The sequence below is a fragment of the Sphingobium sp. TA15 genome, from assembly GCF_037101235.1.
Classification (GTDB): domain Bacteria; phylum Pseudomonadota; class Alphaproteobacteria; order Sphingomonadales; family Sphingomonadaceae; genus Sphingobium; species Sphingobium indicum.
This window is the reverse complement of the sequence record NZ_AP025355.1, coordinates 1,736,526-1,752,694: the sequence shown is the minus strand read 5'-3', so window position 1 is coordinate 1,752,694 and position 16,169 is coordinate 1,736,526. Positions and strand designations below refer to the sequence as shown.

The following is a 16,169-nucleotide window of genomic DNA, read 5'->3' as shown; positions in this document are numbered from 1 at the left end:
CTTACTTCCCCCCGACCGGAACGACGGTCACACTGGTTCCACGGGCGACGCGGATCACCGGCCCCTGGCCGGCGATGGCTCCGCCGACCGGCACGCCCATGGCCGGGCCGCCAGCGCCCATGCTCTGCAAGGGCTTGGCTGGGACGCTGCTGCGCTGATAGCGCGAGACGTCGGCGCCGGTGGAATAGGTGCTGCCCTTGTCGACCGGACGCGCGGCGATGCTGGCCAGCAGCTTCTTTTCCGCGCTGGGATTGCTGCCGTCGGGCAGGTCCACGTCGCTGCCCGCGATGGCGGCGTCCAGTTCGGAACTGTTGTCCGCCAGAGAGCGCAGCGAGAGCGAGAGCGAGCCGATGGTCTGCGCCACCGCGATCTTCTCGGCGATCTTGGGCGTCACTTCGATGGTGACGTTGGAATAGGTCTGGACGACCGGCTTGCCGTCATCGCCCAGCGCGTCCATGCGCTGGTCGGTGGCGAGCACGCGCAGGTTGCGCAGGATGGTTTCGGAAACCTTGAGCGGTTCGCCCTCGCCGCCGCCGCTGACGCTCTGCGTCAGCACCAGGTCGACGCGGTCGCCCGGAAAGACGAAGCCCGCGACGCTGTTCTGCGCCGACACCGGCACGGTCACGGCGCGCATGCCCGGCCCCAGTGCGGCGGCCAGGAAGCCGCGCTCGCCCGGCTTGATCACCGAACCCAGCGTCATCGGCTGGCCGGCGGAAATGGCGGTGCGGATGACGCTGCCCACCAGCTTCTGGGGGTCGGCCTGGCCCTTGATATAATAGGCCTGCTCGACCAGATCCTTGGGCCAGGGCTGGAAGCGGAAGCTCTCCGCGTCCAAAATGGTGCCCACCGGCAGGGCCTTGGTCGCGACCAGCACATGGGGCTGGTCAGCCTCGACCGGCATGGACGACGCGCCCGCCGGGGGAGCGCTCGACGAACTCAGCATGTTGCGTGCAAGCAAGGCTGTAGTGACCGCTATGATCAGCGCCCCCACCAGCAGCACGATCTTCTTGGCATCCATGATGAAATTCGCCTCCCTCAATCGGACGAGTTGCGCCCGAGCCCCCGTTTATTCACGCAAATTGGTTAATATATCGTTCGCCAAGCAGCCAAAGCGCCGCGAACGAGATGGCTATGCCATAGGGGATTTGCGGCTGGCCCAGCCGGCGGGTCATGCGATGGTGCACGACGGTCACGATGGTGACGATGCCCCCCAGCACCGCCATCAGCATCAGCATCGACAGGGTCGCCTGCCAGGGAAACCAGAGCGCGAGCGCGCCCAGCAGCTTCACGTCGCCGCCGCCCATGCAGCCGAGCGCGAACAGGACGGCGAACGCCATGAACACGATCAGCCCGGCCAGCAACTGCACCGCCATGCCCGGCCAGAGCGGCAGGCCGCAGGCCAGCCACCAGAGCGGCGCCAGCCCGGCCACCGTCAGGTTCAGCCGGTTGGAAATGATGCGAGACCGCAGATCTGTGACGGACGCCACGATCAGCAGCAATGCCAGGGCGCCGATCAGCGCCATTCGGAAAATATCCCCCATCATGGGTTCGAAACTATAGACCGCATGGCTTACCAAAGCGTAACCATGCGGCGCATGGATTCGCCCCGCTTCGTTCCCGCTCCCTTCGACCGGCGCGCCTGGCCGATGGACGGGCGGCTCGATTACTGGACCGCGCCCGACGGCTGGGGCCTGCGCCGCTACCGGCTGGGCGAGGGCGGTCGCGGCAGGATGCTGGTGCTGGGCGGACGCGGCGACATGATCGAGAAATATCTTGAGGTCATCCGCCACTGGGCCGACCGGGGATGGGCGGTCACCGGCTTCGACTGGCGCGGTCAGGGCGGATCGGGCCGCACGACCGCTGATCCGCTGTGCGGGCATATCGACGATTTCGGGCAATGGATCGCCGACCTGGATGCCTTCGCCGCCGATTGGCGCGGTCAGGGGGAGGGGCCGAGCGCGATCGTCGCGCACAGCATGGGCGGCCACCTGCTGCTGCGCGCGCTGGCGGAGGGGATGGCGCCGCCCGACGCGGCCGTGACCGTCGCGCCGATGATGGGCCTGCGCACCGCGCCGCTGCCCCGCTGGCTGGCGGTGGCCATTGCCGAAGCGATGTGCGCGCTGGGCTTTGCCGAAAAACAGGCCTGGACGCAGAAGGAGGAGTCGGAACGGCAGCGCCGCATGCGGCAGAAGCGGCTGACCCACGATCCCGAACGCTATGCCGATGAACTGTGGTGGCGCGACCATGGGCGGGAGGTGGCGCTGGGGCCGCCTAGCTGGAAATGGGTGGCGCAGGCGCTGCATTCGACCCGCGCGCTGGAAAAGGGAGGGGCGATCGAGCGGATCGCGGTGCCCTTGCTCATACTCGCGGCGCGGACGGACCGGCTGGTCTCCACGCCCGCCATCGAGCGGATCGCGGCGCGGATCGCCGGCGCGCGGCTGCATGTCTACGGGCGCGAGGCGGCGCATGAGATATTGCGGGAACTGGACCCGGTGCGGCTGGACGCGCTGGCGCGCATCGACCGCTTCCTGGATGAAGTCGCCCCGAACCGGATCGGCGCGGGATGAACCGGCACGACATCGTGATCGTGGGAGGCGGGATCGCCGGGGCGAGCCTTGGCGCGGTGCTGGCGGAACATGCCGGCGTGCTGATGCTGGAGATGGAGGACAGCGCCGGCTATCACGCCACGGGGCGGGCAGTCTCCTTCTGGGAGGAGACCTATGGCGGGCTGGCCGTCCAGCCGCTGACCACGGCGTCGGGTCCGATGCTGGCCGCGCCCGATCCGGACTTTTGCGAAAGCCCCTTTCTGACGCCGCGCCGGACGCTGCATGTCGGGCGGGCGGGAGACGCGGCGGCGCGCGACCGTCTGCTGGAGCAGTTCGGCGCCAAGGTGGACCTGGTTCCGGTCGATCCCGCCGCGCTGGTCCCCGGACTAAGGCCGGAATGGTCGCTGGGCGTGCTGGAGCCGGGGGTGTGCGACATCGACGTGGCGGCGCTGCATCAGGCCTGGTTGCGGCGGTTCCGGCGCCTGGGCGGCGAGGTGCGGCTGGCCACGGCGTTGCGGCGCGCCGAAGCGCGGGACGGCGGTTGGCGGATCGAAACCGATGCGGGCGCGATCGATTGCGGCGTGATCGTCGACGCGGCGGGGGCGTGGGCCGACGATGTGGCCAGGGCCTGCGGCGTGGCGCCCATCGGCATTGCGCCGCTGCGCAGGACAGTGGTGCAATTGCGCGTGCCGGCCATGCCCTCGGCCGATCTGCCGCTGGTCATGGACCTTGGATCGCAATTCTATTTCAAGCCGGAAGGGGAGGGCCGCGTCTGGCTGACCCCGCATGACGAGGAACCATCGCCCCCCTGCGACGCCGCGCCCGAGGAAATGGCGGTGGCGGAGGCGATTGCGCGTTTCGAGTCGGTGGTCGACTGGCCGGTCGAGGCGGTGGAGCGCAAATGGGCCGGGCTGCGCAGCTTCTCCCGCGACCGCGCGCCGGTCTATGGCTTCGATCCGGCGGCGCGGGGATTTTTCTGGTTCGCCGGGCAGGGCGGGTTCGGCATCCAGACCTCGCCCGCGGCGGCTCTGCTGGGCGCTGCCCTTCTCAGGGGAGAGGCTTTGCCGCCGCAGATCGCGGGGATCGATCCGGCGCCTTATTCTCCGGCGCGGTTCCGCTAAGTTTCAGCCCGCTTCCTTCATGTCGGACCGGGCCAAGACCCGTCGGCTCGCCAGGCCCATCATGGCAAAGCCGGCGATCGAGGCGACGATATTCGCGCTGGCCGCCCCGACCGTTCCATATATCGGCAGCAAGGCCGCCTGCATCCCCAGCAGCAGCACAGTCGAAACCAGCGTGATGCGCAGCGAAAGGCTGGCCCGGTCGGTCGCCATCAGCAGCGGACGATAGCTGACCCCGACCAGGTCGATGCAGGCCGCTATCCCCAGCAGCAGCAGCAGCGGATAGGCCGGCAGAAACGCCTTGCCGGCGATCAGGCCCAGCAAGGGATGGCCGACGGCCAGGATCAGGGCAATGATCACCGCCCCTGCGACCAGCGCCAGCCGGTTGGTCCGCCGGAACAACGTGCCCAGCGCCTCATGGCCATGGCTGGAATGGGTGCGGCTCAATTCCACGAAGATGCTGCGGGAGAGCAGGCCGGAAATCTTGGTCAGGGAATTGGCGAGCTGGTTGGCCAGCCGATAGAGGCCGGCCCCCGCCGGTCCCGCGAACAGGCCGACCACCAGCACGGCCACCTGCTGGCCCACGGAGGACAGGGTCGTCTGCAAATTGGTGGCGGTGAGGAAGCCGACGATGCCGGGATTTTCCCTGCGCGCGTCCAGCGCCCGGCCGGCCCGCCAGCTTCCGAGCCTGTCGCCCCCAACGCGCAGCGCAAGCCACCAGTAGCTGATCGCGCAGAGCAGTTCGGCAGCGCCCCAGGCAATCAGGAAGCCGGTGACATTGGGCATCAGCATCCAGGCGAGCGCCGCGCCGATCATGCGCCCGACCGGAATCATGGTTTCGGCGAAGGCGCCGGTATCGAATCGGTCGAACAGCCGCAGCACGCCGGTCGGGCTGGAGCGGATGGTGATCATCATCACCATGCAGAAGATCCATGCCTGCCAACCCATGCCCGCCGACAATTGCATCAGCGGCCCGAAGGCGAGGATGATGAACGCCGCGATCAGCCCGCCCGCGACGGCCGAACCCAGGTCGATCAGGATGCAGAAGCGCAGCACCCGGTTCAGCGCGTCGCCATTGCCGGACGCCAGATGCGGCTGGCCGTAGCGTACCACGATCTGCCAACTGTCGAAATTGACCAGCGTCTGGATGAGGCCGGTGGCGCTCAGCACCAGCGCGAAGCGGCCGAAATCCGCGACGCCCAGGGTCCGCGTGACGATGGCGAGATAGGCAAGGCTCAGCACCGCGCCCACGCCCTTGCCGCCCAGCAGCCAGCCGGTGTTCGCCAGGATGCGGGCGAAGCCTTCCTGAGCGCCACCCGATCCGCGCTTGATCGTCACTTGGGTTCCGGCCTTTCGATGCAACGCCGTCGCTGGGGCGCGCGCCTATCTAGGATTGGGCCGGCTGCGATGCAACACACCCTGTCCATCGGCCGGTCTTTGCTTTAATGCCCCGCCCCATGACTATTTCGAAAGCCATCATCCTTTCCGCGGGCCAGGGATCGCGCCTGCTGCCGCTGACCCGCGACGTGCCCAAATGCATGATCGACTTCAACGGCCGGACTCTCATAAGCTGGCAGGTCGCCGCGCTGGTGGCGAACGGCGTGACCGACATCGTCGTCGTCACCGGCTTCCGCACCGAACGGGTGGAGGACCATGCCCTGCAACTCTATCGCGAAACCGGCGCGCGCATCCGCACCGTATTCAACCCCTTCTTCCAGGTGGCGGACAATCTCGGCACCTGCTGGATCGTGCGGGAGGAGATGGACCGGGACTTCATCATCCTGAACGGCGATACCATCGTTTCGGACGAGATCGTGGCGAAGCTGATCGCGGGGGCGCAGGACGCCATCACCGTGACCGTGGACGTCAAGCCCGGCGACTATGACGATGACGACATGAAGGTGAACCGGGACGAGACGGGGCGCCTGCTCGCCATCGGCAAGCGGTTGCTGCCGCACGACACCAATGCCGAATCCATCGGCATGCTGGCCTTCAAGGGAGAGGGGGCCGCGATTTTCCGCAACCAGATCGACCAGATGATGCGCACGCCCGAAGGGGTGGAGCGCTGGTATCTGCGCGCCATCGACATCATCGCCAAGGGCAACCGGGTCGGCACCGTCTCCATCGAGGGGCTGGACTGGCAGGAAGTCGACTTCCCGCAGGATGTGGAGGCGGCGAATGCGCTCACCGCCCGCTGGCTGGCCGAAGGGCGCTACGCGAAGTAGAGTTTGAGCCAGCCGGTCAGCGCGGCGATCTGCTCCGGCGAAAGTTTCGCCGCGCTGCCCAGGTCGGGTTGTCCCGGCCATCCGGCATCGGGGACCGCAACGCCTGCATGTTCGCGGCTGCCCTCATAGCGGGGCAGCACATGGAAATGGACATGCGGGTCCACCATCATCAGCATCAGATAGTTGATCTTGCCGTAGCCGACCGCCTGGCCGAGCGCGCTTTCGATCGCCTTGGTCACGCTCGCCAGTTCGGCATGGGCTGCCGGCGGCAGGTCGCCAAAGGCCTCCGCGTCGGATTTCGCCGCCAGCACCAGCGATCCCAGCGTCGGCTGGGCGGGGCGCAGCAGCACCAGCCAGTGCGCGAACTCCGCGATCAGTGTGGAGGGATAACCGAATTTCTCGATGGTCGCGTTCATGCGCCTGCCTCCATCCAACTGACGACGGGCCGCCCGGCGCGCTTCGCGCCATAGGCCTGCACCAGCCGGACGGCATGGACGGCCAGCGAGATGATCGTCCACCAGGCCAATGCGATCAGGCCGATGTCCGGACGTCCGGCCAGCAGCGCGACGAACAGGATCACCATGTTCGGATTGCGCCGCGCGGTGATCAGGCGGAACCGGCTGTCGAACCGCTGCCAGACATGGATGTCCATCCCGAAGTCCTTGATGAACATTCCCTCGATCACCCGTTGGAGAACATAGCCCGCGATCACCGCCGCCATCACCAGCGCAAAGTCCCGCGCCGACAGCGCCAGCCCCCAGGCCGAAAGCCCCACGCCCCAGAAATACCACCAGAAGGGCGGGTGGATCAGGTCCACGCCATGGTCCGCGACATTGCCCCATTTGGACGAGGTGATGGTGCAGCGCGCCAGCTTCCCGTCCACCGTGTCCAGCACCATGAAGACGAAGCCGGCGAGCATGCCCGTCCAATAAAGTCCCTGCGCGAAGAACCAGGTCGCGGCCACGCAGAGCGTCGCGCCGATGGCCGTCACCATATTGGGCGTCATGCCGATGGAAGCGGCCAGCCGAGTCAGCCAAAGCGCCAGTTCGGGCCAGAGATATTTGGTGAGCAGGTCGGTGACGCCCTTATAGGCGCCGAAATAGCTTTGCCGCTCTATGTCGCGCCGGGTGGCGGGGGTGAGTTCCCGGACGAAGGGTTGTTCCAGCTTGCGGAGTTGCCGGTTGTAGAGCTTCCGCCCGTCCGAAAGATCGACGACATGCGCCGCGCCCAGCGGATCGCTGCCCGCCGGCACCTGTCCGACGATGGGCGCCGCGCCCCAGGCGAAGACCGTCCCCGGCTCCTCCAGCGCCAGCCGCAGCAGCATCGGATCGAAGGCGTAGGCCAGGTTGAACAGCAGTTCATGGCCGTCCGCCAACGCGCTGCCGTTCTTCGCGGAGCTTTCGGCCATGCGGCGGCATCGTTCGGCATTGGACATGCCCCAGATGCGGGTGGCGTTTTCGCCCAGCAGCCGCACCGGGCCGAGCGCGGTCATGATCGTCTGCCCGTTTGACGGATTCATGCAACGGAAAGTCGCATGGCTGCCAAATGGCTGCGAACCGACGAGGCGGTGGTATATGGTTCCGCATAATCGCGCAGCGATGGACGGGGGGCGTCCGCATTCAACCAGTCACGCAGAGCGTCCGCGAGCGCTTCCGCGCTGAGTTCCGTGACCCGGCATCCCGGCAGGCCTTCCAGCAAATCCCGGGCATTGGCGAAGCAATCCGTGGCGATGACCGGGCAATCGCACCCCAGAGCCTCGACGACGACGGCAGGCAGTCCTTCATAATCCGACGACAATATGAAGAGGTCAGCGTCGGCGAGCAGCGCGGGAATATCCTGCACGAAGCCCAGGAAATGCACCCGATCCGCAATGCCCAGTTCACGGGCCAGATCCTCCAGCGCTTTCCTGTCCGGTCCGTCTCCGGCTATCTTCAGGATGACGTTTTCGTCCGTTCCCTGCGCAAAGGCTCGCAGGAGGCGCGGAAAATTCTTCTGCGCGACCAGGCGGCCGACGCCGGCGACGACCTTCCTGTCGCTGCGGGCAGCCGGGGCCAGTCCGGGCCGGTCGAAGGACTGGGTTATATAAGCATTGAAGACGGTGGTGAACTTGTTGGAATTCGCGGCGAACTGGCGCTGCAGCATGGCGGTTTCCGCGTCGCTCAAGGTCAGCACCTTTTCCGCCCTGCGGAACAGCGCGCCATATACCCGCCTGCGTATGGCGGTGATGAAGCGGCTGTCCCGTTCGCGGATGATGGGGTTCGTCGTCTTGATGAGCAGCCGGGGCGTGCGCGTGGGGGCCAGCAGCGCGCCGATGCCCGTGAACCAGCTTATATTGTTGCCGGTCGCCAGCACGATGTCCGGTTTGGTTTCTGTCAGCCAGCGCGTGTAGCGAAAGAAGGTGCGAACCTGCCCCCAGCTTCTGCTCCTCCAGGCGACATTGCTGAAAGAGACGGTCTTTACCCCTTGTCGCAGGCTGTTGCTGAAATGGGCATTCAGGACGCCGGCCGAAGTGCAGGAGAGAATCGTCGTTTCGTAACCTGAGGCCGCGAAGCCGTCCGCCAGCTGGCATAGGACGCGATTGGTGCCGCCTTGGTTCATTTCATAAGTGACAAGAGCGATTTTCGTCATGAAAATGGATCAACTCTGAAAAACCGGCCTTATGGTCCGAATAGGGCGCAACTAGGGTATTGAGATGGACGGTTCAAGCGGCTAATGGCACCGGCAACTAGCAAGGAAAGTGTCAATGGCCGAATTTTCGTTGCCCAAGAACAGCAAGATCAGCGCCAAGGGCGCAACCCACAAGGCGCCGGACGGCGCGACGAACGTCAAGAGCTTCAAGGTCTATCGCTACGATCCCGACTCCGGGCAGAATCCGCGCTACGACACGTTCGAGATCGATCTCGACAATTGCGGGCCGATGGTCCTGGACGCGCTGCTGAAGATCAAGAACGAATATGATCCGACGCTGACCTTCCGCCGTTCCTGCCGCGAGGGTATTTGCGGCTCCTGCTCGATGAACATGAACGGCCGCAACGGCCTGGCCTGCACCACCTCGATCGAGGAATGCGCGGGCAAGGAAGTGCGCGTCACGCCGCTGCCGCATATGGACGTTATCAAGGATCTGGTCCCCGACTTCACCCATTTCTACGCGCAGTACAACAGCATCAAGCCCTGGCTGCAAACCGTCAGCCCGGCGCCCAGCGGCAAGGAACGGCTCCAGTCGCCCGCCGACCGCGAGAAGCTGGACGGCCTCTACGAGTGCATCCTGTGCGCCTGCTGCTCGACCTCCTGCCCCAGCTACTGGTGGAACAGCGACAAGTTCCTGGGTCCGGCGATCCTGCTCCAGGCCTATCGCTGGCTGGCCGACAGCCGCGACGAATATACCGGGGAGCGCCTGGACGAACTGGAAGATCCCTTCCGTCTCTATCGCTGCCACACCATCATGAACTGCGCGAATGTCTGCCCCAAGGGACTGAGCCCGGCGAAGGCGATCGCGGAAACCAAGAAGATGATGGTCGAACGGCAGCTCTGACGCGGTGAGCGGCGGAACGGGTCGTCTGAGCCCGGTGGCCGAAGGGCCCTGGGCGGGCTGGTCATGCTGGACCGATACGGCGCCGGGAACCTTCCTCGATTCAGCCATCGGCACCAGCTATTCGCGCAGCGACGCGGCGGACAGGGCGACGGTCATGCTGGAAAGCAGGCCGTCGCACGCCAACCGCCTGGGCCTGCTGCACGGCGGCTTGCTGGCGGCCTTTGCCGACCATGCCTATTTCGCCGCCCTGGCGGCGATGGGCCGTCCGGAACAGGCGGCGGCGGTGACCGTTGACCTTGGCATGCAATATTGTGGTTCCGGAAAGATCGGTCCCGTCCTGCGCGCGGAGGTGGAGTTGCTGCGCGAAACCGGACGGCTGATGTTCCTGCGCCTGACCGTTTTCCAGGATGACGATCTGATCGCGGCATCGAACGCGACCGTGCGCAAGGCGCCCGAAGCCAGGAAGCCGCTTTCCAAGTGAGCAGCGTCCTCGCCCGTTACGACGCGCTCGTGGCCGCGGGCGAATTGCGGCCCGACCCCGACCAGCGGGCGGCGGCAGTGCGACTCGACGGGCTGCAACAGGAGCTGGAGGCGTCGCCGCCGCGCGGTTCGACCCTGTGGAAGCTGCTGCGCAAGGCGCCCGAGCCGCCGCGCGGCCTTTACATGTGGGGCGGCGTGGGTCGCGGCAAATCGATGCTGATGGACCTGTTCTTCGACACGGTGCATATCCAGCGCAAGAAGCGCGCCCATTTCCACGAATTCATGCTCGACGTCCACGCCCGGCTGGCCGAGGCGCGCAAGTCGGAGGCGGGCGATCCGATCCCGCCGGTGGTGGATTCGCTGGCGGAGGAGGCGCGGCTGCTCTGCTTCGACGAGATGGTCGTCAACAACATGGCCGACGCCGCCATCATGTCGCGGCTGTTCACCGGCCTGATGGAAAGGCGGGTGACGATCGTCACCACATCCAACCGCGAGCCGGACGAACTCTACAAGAACGGCCTCAACCGCCAGCTTTTCCTGCCCTTCATCGACCTTATCAAGGCGAAGCTGGACGTCATGACCCTGAACGGGCCGACCGACTATCGGCTCGACCGCCTGGGCGATGCGCAGCTATGGCATGCGCCCAACGGGCCGGAGGCGACGAGGGCGCTGTCGGAGGCCTTTTTCCGCCTGACCGACTATCCGGTGGAGGACCGGGCCAAGGTGCCGGTCGAGGAGATCAAGGTCCAGGGCGGCCGCACGCTCCATGTGCCCAAGAGCCTGAAGGGCGTGGCGGTCTTTTCCTTCAAGCGCCTCTGCGCCGAGGCGCGGGGCGCGCCCGACTATCTGGCGATCGCGCGCAAATATCATACCGTCATCATCGTCGGCATTCCGGTGCTGGGGCCGGAGAAGCGCAACGAGGCGGCCCGGTTCGTGACGCTGATCGACGCGCTCTACGAATATAAGGTGAAGCTGCTCGCCTCCGCCGATGCGGAGCCGGCGCGCCTTTATCCCGAAGGGGACGGCGCGTTCGAGTTCGAGCGCACCGTGTCGCGCCTGATGGAAATGCAGTCCGACGATTATCTGGCGCTGGGTCACGGCGAGAAATAGCCCCGGCACGCGATGGATTGGGTTCAGTATGACTGGACCAAAACGCTTGTTCCCCTGCAATCCGGTTTCGCGAAAAGGGTCCGCACGCCCCCGTCAAGGGAGGCGTGCGGCAGGTGGCCGCTGCGGGGAAGGGCCATGCGCCAGGGTAGGAGCGCTTGGGCAACAGAGGCGGCAGCCCTATTAATGCAACTGCGAATGAATTGCAAAGATAAATTGGCCTGAGGGCTTTTGCGCGGTTGAAACCTCGGCCGGATAGGCCTAAGCGCACATGCGGTTCCGGTTTACGGCTTGGAGGATGATTGCATATGGCCCGTAAGAAGATCGCGCTCATCGGCGCTGGTAATATCGGTGGCACCCTCGCGCATCTCGCGGCTCTCAAGGGCCTGGGCGACATCGTGCTGTTCGACGTCGTCGAAGGCGTGCCGCAGGGCAAGGCGCTCGACCTGTCGCAGTGCGGCCCGGTCGAAGGCTTCGACGCCAAGATCACCGGCACCAACGATTATGCCGACATCAAGGACGCGGACGTCATCATCGTCACCGCCGGCGTCGCCCGCAAGCCGGGCATGAGCCGCGACGACCTGCTGGGCATCAACCTCAAGGTCATGAAGGCCGTGGGCGAGGGCATCAAGAACAACGCTCCCAACGCCTTCGTCATCTGCATCACCAACCCGCTGGACGCGATGGTGTGGGCGCTGCGCGAATTTTCCGGCCTGCCGCACAACAAGGTCGTCGGCATGGCGGGCGTTCTCGACTCCGCCCGCTTCAGCCACTTCCTGGCCGAGGAATTCCAGGTGTCGGTCAAGGAAGTGAACAGCTTTGTGCTCGGCGGCCATGGCGATACCATGGTTCCGGTCGTGGAATATTCGACCGTCGCCGGCATCCCCATCCCCGACCTCATCAAGCAGGGCCGTTCGACCAAGGAACGCATCGACGCCATCGTGCAGCGCACCCGTTCGGGCGGCGGCGAGATCGTCGCCCTGCTGAAGACCGGATCGGCCTTCTACGCGCCCGCCACCAGCGGCATCGCCATGGCGGAGGCCTATCTGTTCGACCAGAAGCGCCTGCTGCCCTGCGCCGCGAACCTGACCGGCCAATATGGCGTCGACAACCTCTATGTCGGCGTGCCCGTGATCATCGGCAAGGACGGCGTCGAGCAGGTCGTTGAGATCGAGCTGGACGACGAGGCCAAGGCCAACCTTCAGGTGTCGGTCGACGCCGTGAAGGAGCTTCTGGAAGCCTGCAAGGGCATCGATCCTTCGCTGGCCTGATCCGCACGAGCTTGCACCGGACCGTCCCAGGTGAGTGCGCAGCCTGGGTCGGTCCGCCTTTAGACCCAAAGTGCCACGTCCACAGACAATGAAGGGACGCTCATGTCCATTCTGGTGAACAAGAACACCAAGGTCATCACCCAAGGGATGACCGGCGCCACCGGCACCTTCCACACCGAAACCGCTTTGGCCTATGGCACGCAGATGGTCGGCGGCGTCACGCCCGGCAAGGGCGGCACGACGCATATCGGCCTGCCGATGTTCGACACCGTCGCCGAGGCGAAGGCGAAGACCGGCGCCGACGCATCGGTCATCTACGTCCCGCCGCCGTTCGCGGCCGACTCGATCCTGGAAGCGATCGATGCGGAAATCCCGCTGATCGTCTGCATCACCGAGGGCATTCCGGTGCTGGACATGGTGAAGGTGAAGCGCGCCCTGTCGGGCAGCAAGTCGCGCCTGATCGGCCCCAACTGCCCCGGCCTGCTGACGCCCGGCGAATGCAAGATCGGCATCATGCCGGGCAACATCTTCTCCAAGGGCAGCGTCGGCGTCGTCTCGCGCTCCGGCACGCTGACCTATGAGGCGGTGTTCCAGACCAGCAATGCGGGCCTGGGCCAGACAACGGCCGTCGGCATTGGCGGCGATCCGGTCAACGGCACCAATTTCATCGACGTGCTGGAACTGTTCCTGGCCGACGACGCCACCGAATCGATCATCATGATCGGCGAAATCGGCGGCGACGCGGAAGAACAGGCCGCCCAGTTCCTGATCGACGAGGCCAAGAAGGGCCGCAAGAAGCCGATGGCCGGCTTCATCGCGGGCCGCACGGCGCCTCCGGGCCGTCGCATGGGCCATGCCGGCGCGATCGTGTCGGGCGGCAAGGGCGATGCGGAAAGCAAGATCGCCGCGATGGAAGCGGCCGGCATCAAGGTCGCCGCCAGCCCGTCCGAACTGGGCACGACCCTGCTGGAAGTGCTGAAGGGCTGATCGGCCGAAAGCGATGGCCGGGCTGCACCCCGGCCATCGGTTACCCCGCTCCGCGACTGCACGCGGTTGGCATGGGACGAGAGAAATGGGTTACGAGAACCAGGAAGTTTTTGACGGCGTTGGGGACATCGAGCACGGACCGAGCTGGGCGCGCACCAACTGGCCGCCGATCGACACCGACGACCTGACCGGGGCGCTGGACCCCACGCAGATGCAGGTGGCCGTGAAGGCCGCCGCCAAGGCCAATGGCAAGGCGGTTTCCGACGCCGACGCCGTCAGCGCCGCCGACGACGCGATCCGCGCCCAGATGCTGATCCGCACCTATCGCGTGCGCGGTCATCTGGCCGCCAATCTCGACCCGCTGGGGCTGACCCAGCGCGACCTGCCGGCCGACCTGACGCCGGAATATCATGGCCTGAACGACCTCGACAAGAAGGTCTATCTGGGCGGCACGCTGGGCCTGCAATATGCCACCGTGCGCGAGATCGTGGCGATCCTGCGCGCCAATTATTGCGGCAATGTCGGCCTGGAATATATGCACATTGCGGACGTGGAGGAACGCCGTTTCCTCCAGGAGCGCCTGGAGGGCAAGGACAAGGAAATCCACTTCACGCCGGAAGGCAAGAGGGCGATCCTGGCCAAGGTGATCCACGCCGAGCAATATGAGAAGTTCCTGGGCCGCAAATATGTCGGCACCAAGCGCTTCGGCCTGGACGGCGGCGAATCGATGATCCCCGCGCTGGAAGCCATCATCAAATATGGCGGCGCGCAGGGCGTTCGCGAGATCGTCTACGGCATGGCCCATCGCGGCCGCCTGAACGTGCTGGCCAATGTGATGGCCAAGGGCTTCCGCGTCATCTTCCACGAATTTTCCGGCGGCACCGCCAATCCGGAGGATGTCGGCGGTTCAGGCGACGTGAAATATCACCTCGGCACCTCGACCGACCGCGAGTTCGACGGCGTCAAGGTCCATATGTCGCTGGTCCCCAACCCGTCGCACCTCGAAACCGTCGATCCGGTGGTGTTGGGCAAGGTCCGCGCGCAGCAGACCTTCCGCGACGACCTGACCAGGCATGAGCAGGTGCTGCCCGTGCTGATCCATGGCGACGCGGCCTTCGCGGGGCAGGGCATCGTCTGGGAATGCCTCGGCTTTTCCGGCGTCAGCGGCTACAATACCGGCGGCTGCATCCACTTCATCGTCAACAACCAGATCGGCTTCACCACCAGCCCGCAATTCTCCCGCGGCTCGCCCTATCCCAGCGACGTGGCGAAGGGCGTGCAGGCGCCGATCCTGCACATCAATGGCGACGATCCGGAAGCCGTCACCTTCGCGTGCAAGCTGGCGATGGAATATCGCCAGACCTTCCATCGCGACATCGTGATCGACATGTGGTGCTATCGCCGCTTCGGCCATAATGAAGGCGACGAACCGTCCTTCACCCAGCCGCAAATGTACGCGAAGATCCGCCAGCATCCGCCGGTCAGCGACGTCTATTCGGCGCGGCTGAAGGCCGAAGGCGTCGTCGACGACGCCTTCGTCAATCAGGTGACGGGCGATTTCGTCAATCATCTGGAGGAAGAGTTCGAGGCGGCCAAGAGCTACAAGCCCAACAAGGCGGACTGGTTCGCCGGCCGCTGGTCGGGCCTACACAAGCCCGCCGACGCCGAGACCACCCGCCAGAGCGTGGAGTCCGCGATCAGCCAGAAGCTGTTTGACAGCCTGGGCAAGACGCTGACCGCGATTCCGGAGGGCCTCAACGTCCACAAGACGCTCAAGCGCGTGATCGACGCCAAGGCGGAGATGTTCAAGTCCGGCGAGAATTTCGACTGGGCGACCGGCGAGGCCCTGGCTTTCGGATCGCTGCTGTCGGAGGGCTATGGCGTCCGCCTGTCGGGTCAGGACTCCGGACGCGGCACCTTCAGCCAGCGTCACGCCGTCTGGACCGACCAGGATACGGAATCGAAATATGTCCCGCTCTCCACCGTGCCGCACGGCCGGTTCGAGGTGCTGGACTCGCCGCTCTCCGAATATGGCGTGCTGGGCTTCGAATATGGCTTCGCGCTGGCCGATCCCAAGAGCCTCGTGCTCTGGGAAGCGCAGTTCGGCGACTTCGCCAATGGCGCGCAGATCATCTTCGACCAGTATATCGCGTCGTCGGAGACCAAGTGGCTGCGGTCCAACGGTCTCGTCTGCCTGCTGCCGCACGGCTATGAAGGCCAGGGTCCGGAACATAGCTCGGCGCGTCTGGAGCGGTATCTCCAGCTTTGCGCGGAAGGAAATATCCAGGTCGCGAACATCACGACCCCGGCCAATTACTTCCATGTCCTGCGTCGCCAGATGCTGCGGCCCTTCCGCAAGCCGCTGATCATCATGGCCCCCAAGTCGTTGCTGCGCCACAAGCTGGCGGTCAGCAAGGCGGAGGACTTCCTGGGCGAAACGCACTTCAAGCGCATCCTGTCGGACCCCAATGGGGCAGCCGACAAGGATACCCGCCGCCTGGTGCTCTGCTCCGGCAAGGTCTTCTACGACCTGATGGAGGCCCGCGACGCGGCTGGCGACACGGACGTGCAGATCGTTCGCATCGAACAGATCTATCCGTTCGCGACCGACGCCCTCGCCAAGCGCATAGAGCGCATGACGCATCTGGAAGAGGTCGTCTGGTGTCAGGAGGAACCGCGCAACAACGGCGCCTGGTTCTTCGTGGAGCCCTATATCGAGGAAGCGCTGGCCACCGCCGGCAAGGCGCCGATGCGCGCCCGCTATGCGGGCCGCAAGGCGTCGGCGTCGCCCGCCACGGGCCTTGCCAAGCGCCATGTCGCCGAACAGGGCGCCCTCGTCGCCGATGCGCTGGGTCACAGCGTGCGTGAAGAAATCCGTCGCCAGAAGAAAGGCTGAACAAGCT

At 65.6% G+C, this 16,169-nt stretch carries 15 protein-coding genes; 9 read left to right on the top strand and 6 right to left on the bottom strand.

What is annotated here, in order from left to right; all coding sequences use genetic code 11:
• Position 1: 1 nt before the first annotated feature.
• Together cpaB and Sj15T_RS08690 are read right to left on the bottom strand one after the other, a co-directional pair.
• Positions 2 to 1,018 (bottom strand): Flp pilus assembly protein CpaB, encoded by a 1,017-nt coding sequence (gene cpaB, locus Sj15T_RS08695; RefSeq protein WP_013040657.1) that lies wholly within the window; start codon positions 1,016 to 1,018, stop codon positions 2 to 4.
• A gap of 52 nt (positions 1,019 to 1,070) precedes the next feature.
• The gene (locus Sj15T_RS08690) at positions 1,071 to 1,523 is read right to left on the bottom strand and encodes a prepilin peptidase (protein ID WP_007684264.1); all 453 of its coding nucleotides are present in this window, start codon (positions 1,521 to 1,523) and stop codon (positions 1,071 to 1,073) included.
• 63 nt (positions 1,524 to 1,586) lie between these two features.
• Between Sj15T_RS08690 and Sj15T_RS08685 the strand changes: the two genes are divergently transcribed.
• Together Sj15T_RS08685 and Sj15T_RS08680 are read left to right on the top strand one after the other, a co-directional pair.
• Positions 1,587 to 2,567, top strand: a complete 981-nt coding sequence (locus Sj15T_RS08685) for an alpha/beta hydrolase (protein ID WP_013040655.1) — start codon at positions 1,587 to 1,589, stop codon at positions 2,565 to 2,567.
• On the top strand, positions 2,564 to 3,667 hold the full coding sequence (locus Sj15T_RS08680; protein ID WP_013040654.1) for an FAD-dependent oxidoreductase: 1,104 nt from the start codon (positions 2,564 to 2,566) through the stop codon (positions 3,665 to 3,667). The genes Sj15T_RS08685 and Sj15T_RS08680 overlap by 4 nt, the downstream gene beginning before the upstream one ends.
• Positions 3,668 to 3,670: 3 nt before the next feature.
• Here the strand turns inward: Sj15T_RS08680 and Sj15T_RS08675 are convergent, their stop codons facing one another.
• A complete protein-coding gene (locus Sj15T_RS08675; protein WP_013040653.1) occupies positions 3,671 to 5,002 on the bottom strand; it encodes an oligosaccharide flippase family protein in 1,332 nt (443 codons plus the stop codon).
• Positions 5,003 to 5,121: 119 nt separating this feature from the next.
• Between Sj15T_RS08675 and Sj15T_RS08670 the strand changes: the two genes are divergently transcribed.
• On the top strand, positions 5,122 to 5,889 hold the full coding sequence (locus Sj15T_RS08670) for a phosphocholine cytidylyltransferase family protein (protein ID WP_013040652.1): 768 nt from the start codon (positions 5,122 to 5,124) through the stop codon (positions 5,887 to 5,889).
• Here Sj15T_RS08670 and Sj15T_RS08665 read toward each other — a convergent pair.
• Genes Sj15T_RS08665 through Sj15T_RS08655 form a run of 3 tightly spaced genes read right to left on the bottom strand, consistent with a single transcriptional unit; the run spans position 5,877 to position 8,517 of the window.
• Positions 5,877 to 6,305: an HIT family protein gene (locus Sj15T_RS08665; RefSeq protein ID WP_013040651.1), complete on the bottom strand. Its 429-nt coding sequence runs from the start codon at positions 6,303 to 6,305 to the stop codon at positions 5,877 to 5,879. The two genes, Sj15T_RS08670 and Sj15T_RS08665, sit on opposite strands and share 13 nt — an antisense overlap.
• A complete protein-coding gene (locus tag Sj15T_RS08660) occupies positions 6,302 to 7,381 on the bottom strand; it encodes a CDP-alcohol phosphatidyltransferase family protein (RefSeq protein WP_253720653.1) in 1,080 nt (359 codons plus the stop codon). The genes Sj15T_RS08665 and Sj15T_RS08660 overlap by 4 nt, the downstream gene beginning before the upstream one ends.
• Positions 7,382 to 7,404: 23 nt before the next feature.
• Entirely contained in the window at positions 7,405 to 8,517 is a 1,113-nt protein-coding gene (locus Sj15T_RS08655) for a glycosyltransferase (RefSeq protein ID WP_013040649.1), read from the bottom strand.
• A gap of 115 nt (positions 8,518 to 8,632) precedes the next feature.
• On the opposite strand from Sj15T_RS08655, the gene Sj15T_RS08650 reads away from it, so the two are divergent.
• From Sj15T_RS08650 to Sj15T_RS08625, 6 genes are all read left to right on the top strand, one after another.
• Entirely contained in the window at positions 8,633 to 9,421 is a 789-nt protein-coding gene (locus Sj15T_RS08650) for a succinate dehydrogenase iron-sulfur subunit (RefSeq protein ID WP_007684273.1), read from the top strand.
• 34 nt (positions 9,422 to 9,455) lie between these two features.
• Complete coding sequence (locus tag Sj15T_RS08645) at positions 9,456 to 9,902, top strand: PaaI family thioesterase (protein WP_013040648.1); 447 nt, start codon at positions 9,456 to 9,458, stop codon at positions 9,900 to 9,902.
• On the top strand, positions 9,899 to 11,011 hold the full coding sequence (gene zapE, locus Sj15T_RS08640; protein WP_013040647.1) for a cell division protein ZapE: 1,113 nt from the start codon (positions 9,899 to 9,901) through the stop codon (positions 11,009 to 11,011). The genes Sj15T_RS08645 and zapE overlap by 4 nt, the downstream gene beginning before the upstream one ends.
• A gap of 305 nt (positions 11,012 to 11,316) precedes the next feature.
• Positions 11,317 to 12,279 carry a malate dehydrogenase gene (gene mdh / locus Sj15T_RS08635; RefSeq protein ID WP_007684279.1) on the top strand — a complete coding sequence of 321 codons (963 nt, stop codon included), beginning with the start codon at positions 11,317 to 11,319 and terminating at the stop codon, positions 12,277 to 12,279.
• 102 nt (positions 12,280 to 12,381) lie between these two features.
• The gene (sucD, locus tag Sj15T_RS08630) at positions 12,382 to 13,266 is read left to right on the top strand and encodes a succinate--CoA ligase subunit alpha (RefSeq protein WP_007684281.1); all 885 of its coding nucleotides are present in this window, start codon (positions 12,382 to 12,384) and stop codon (positions 13,264 to 13,266) included.
• Positions 13,267 to 13,351: 85 nt separating this feature from the next.
• Positions 13,352 to 16,162, top strand: coding sequence for a 2-oxoglutarate dehydrogenase E1 component (locus Sj15T_RS08625; RefSeq protein WP_013040646.1), 2,811 nt, complete (start codon positions 13,352 to 13,354; stop codon positions 16,160 to 16,162).
• The last annotated feature ends 7 nt before the right edge of the window (positions 16,163 to 16,169 follow it).

What these genes read in the sequence shown, in the direction of transcription:
- mdh (WP_007684279.1), top strand. Translation starts at nt 11,317, where the DNA reads ATGGCCCGTAAGAAGATCGCGCTCATCGGCGCTGGTAATATCGGTGGC.
- Sj15T_RS08655 (WP_013040649.1), bottom strand. Translation starts at nt 8,517, where the DNA reads ATGACGAAAATCGCTCTTGTCACTTATGAAATGAACCAAGGCGGCACC.
- sucD (WP_007684281.1), top strand. Translation starts at nt 12,382, where the DNA reads ATGTCCATTCTGGTGAACAAGAACACCAAGGTCATCACCCAAGGGATG.
- Sj15T_RS08690 (WP_007684264.1), bottom strand. Translation starts at nt 1,523, where the DNA reads ATGGCGCTGATCGGCGCCCTGGCATTGCTGCTGATCGTGGCGTCCGTC.
- Sj15T_RS08680 (WP_013040654.1), top strand. Translation starts at nt 2,564, where the DNA reads ATGAACCGGCACGACATCGTGATCGTGGGAGGCGGGATCGCCGGGGCG.
- cpaB (WP_013040657.1), bottom strand. Translation starts at nt 1,018, where the DNA reads ATGGATGCCAAGAAGATCGTGCTGCTGGTGGGGGCGCTGATCATAGCG.
- Sj15T_RS08685 (WP_013040655.1), top strand. Translation starts at nt 1,587, where the DNA reads ATGCGGCGCATGGATTCGCCCCGCTTCGTTCCCGCTCCCTTCGACCGG.
- Sj15T_RS08665 (WP_013040651.1), bottom strand. Translation starts at nt 6,305, where the DNA reads ATGAACGCGACCATCGAGAAATTCGGTTATCCCTCCACACTGATCGCG.
- Sj15T_RS08650 (WP_007684273.1), top strand. Translation starts at nt 8,633, where the DNA reads ATGGCCGAATTTTCGTTGCCCAAGAACAGCAAGATCAGCGCCAAGGGC.
- Sj15T_RS08625 (WP_013040646.1), top strand. Translation starts at nt 13,352, where the DNA reads ATGGGTTACGAGAACCAGGAAGTTTTTGACGGCGTTGGGGACATCGAG.
- Sj15T_RS08660 (WP_253720653.1), bottom strand. Translation starts at nt 7,381, where the DNA reads ATGACCGCGCTCGGCCCGGTGCGGCTGCTGGGCGAAAACGCCACCCGC.
- Sj15T_RS08670 (WP_013040652.1), top strand. Translation starts at nt 5,122, where the DNA reads ATGACTATTTCGAAAGCCATCATCCTTTCCGCGGGCCAGGGATCGCGC.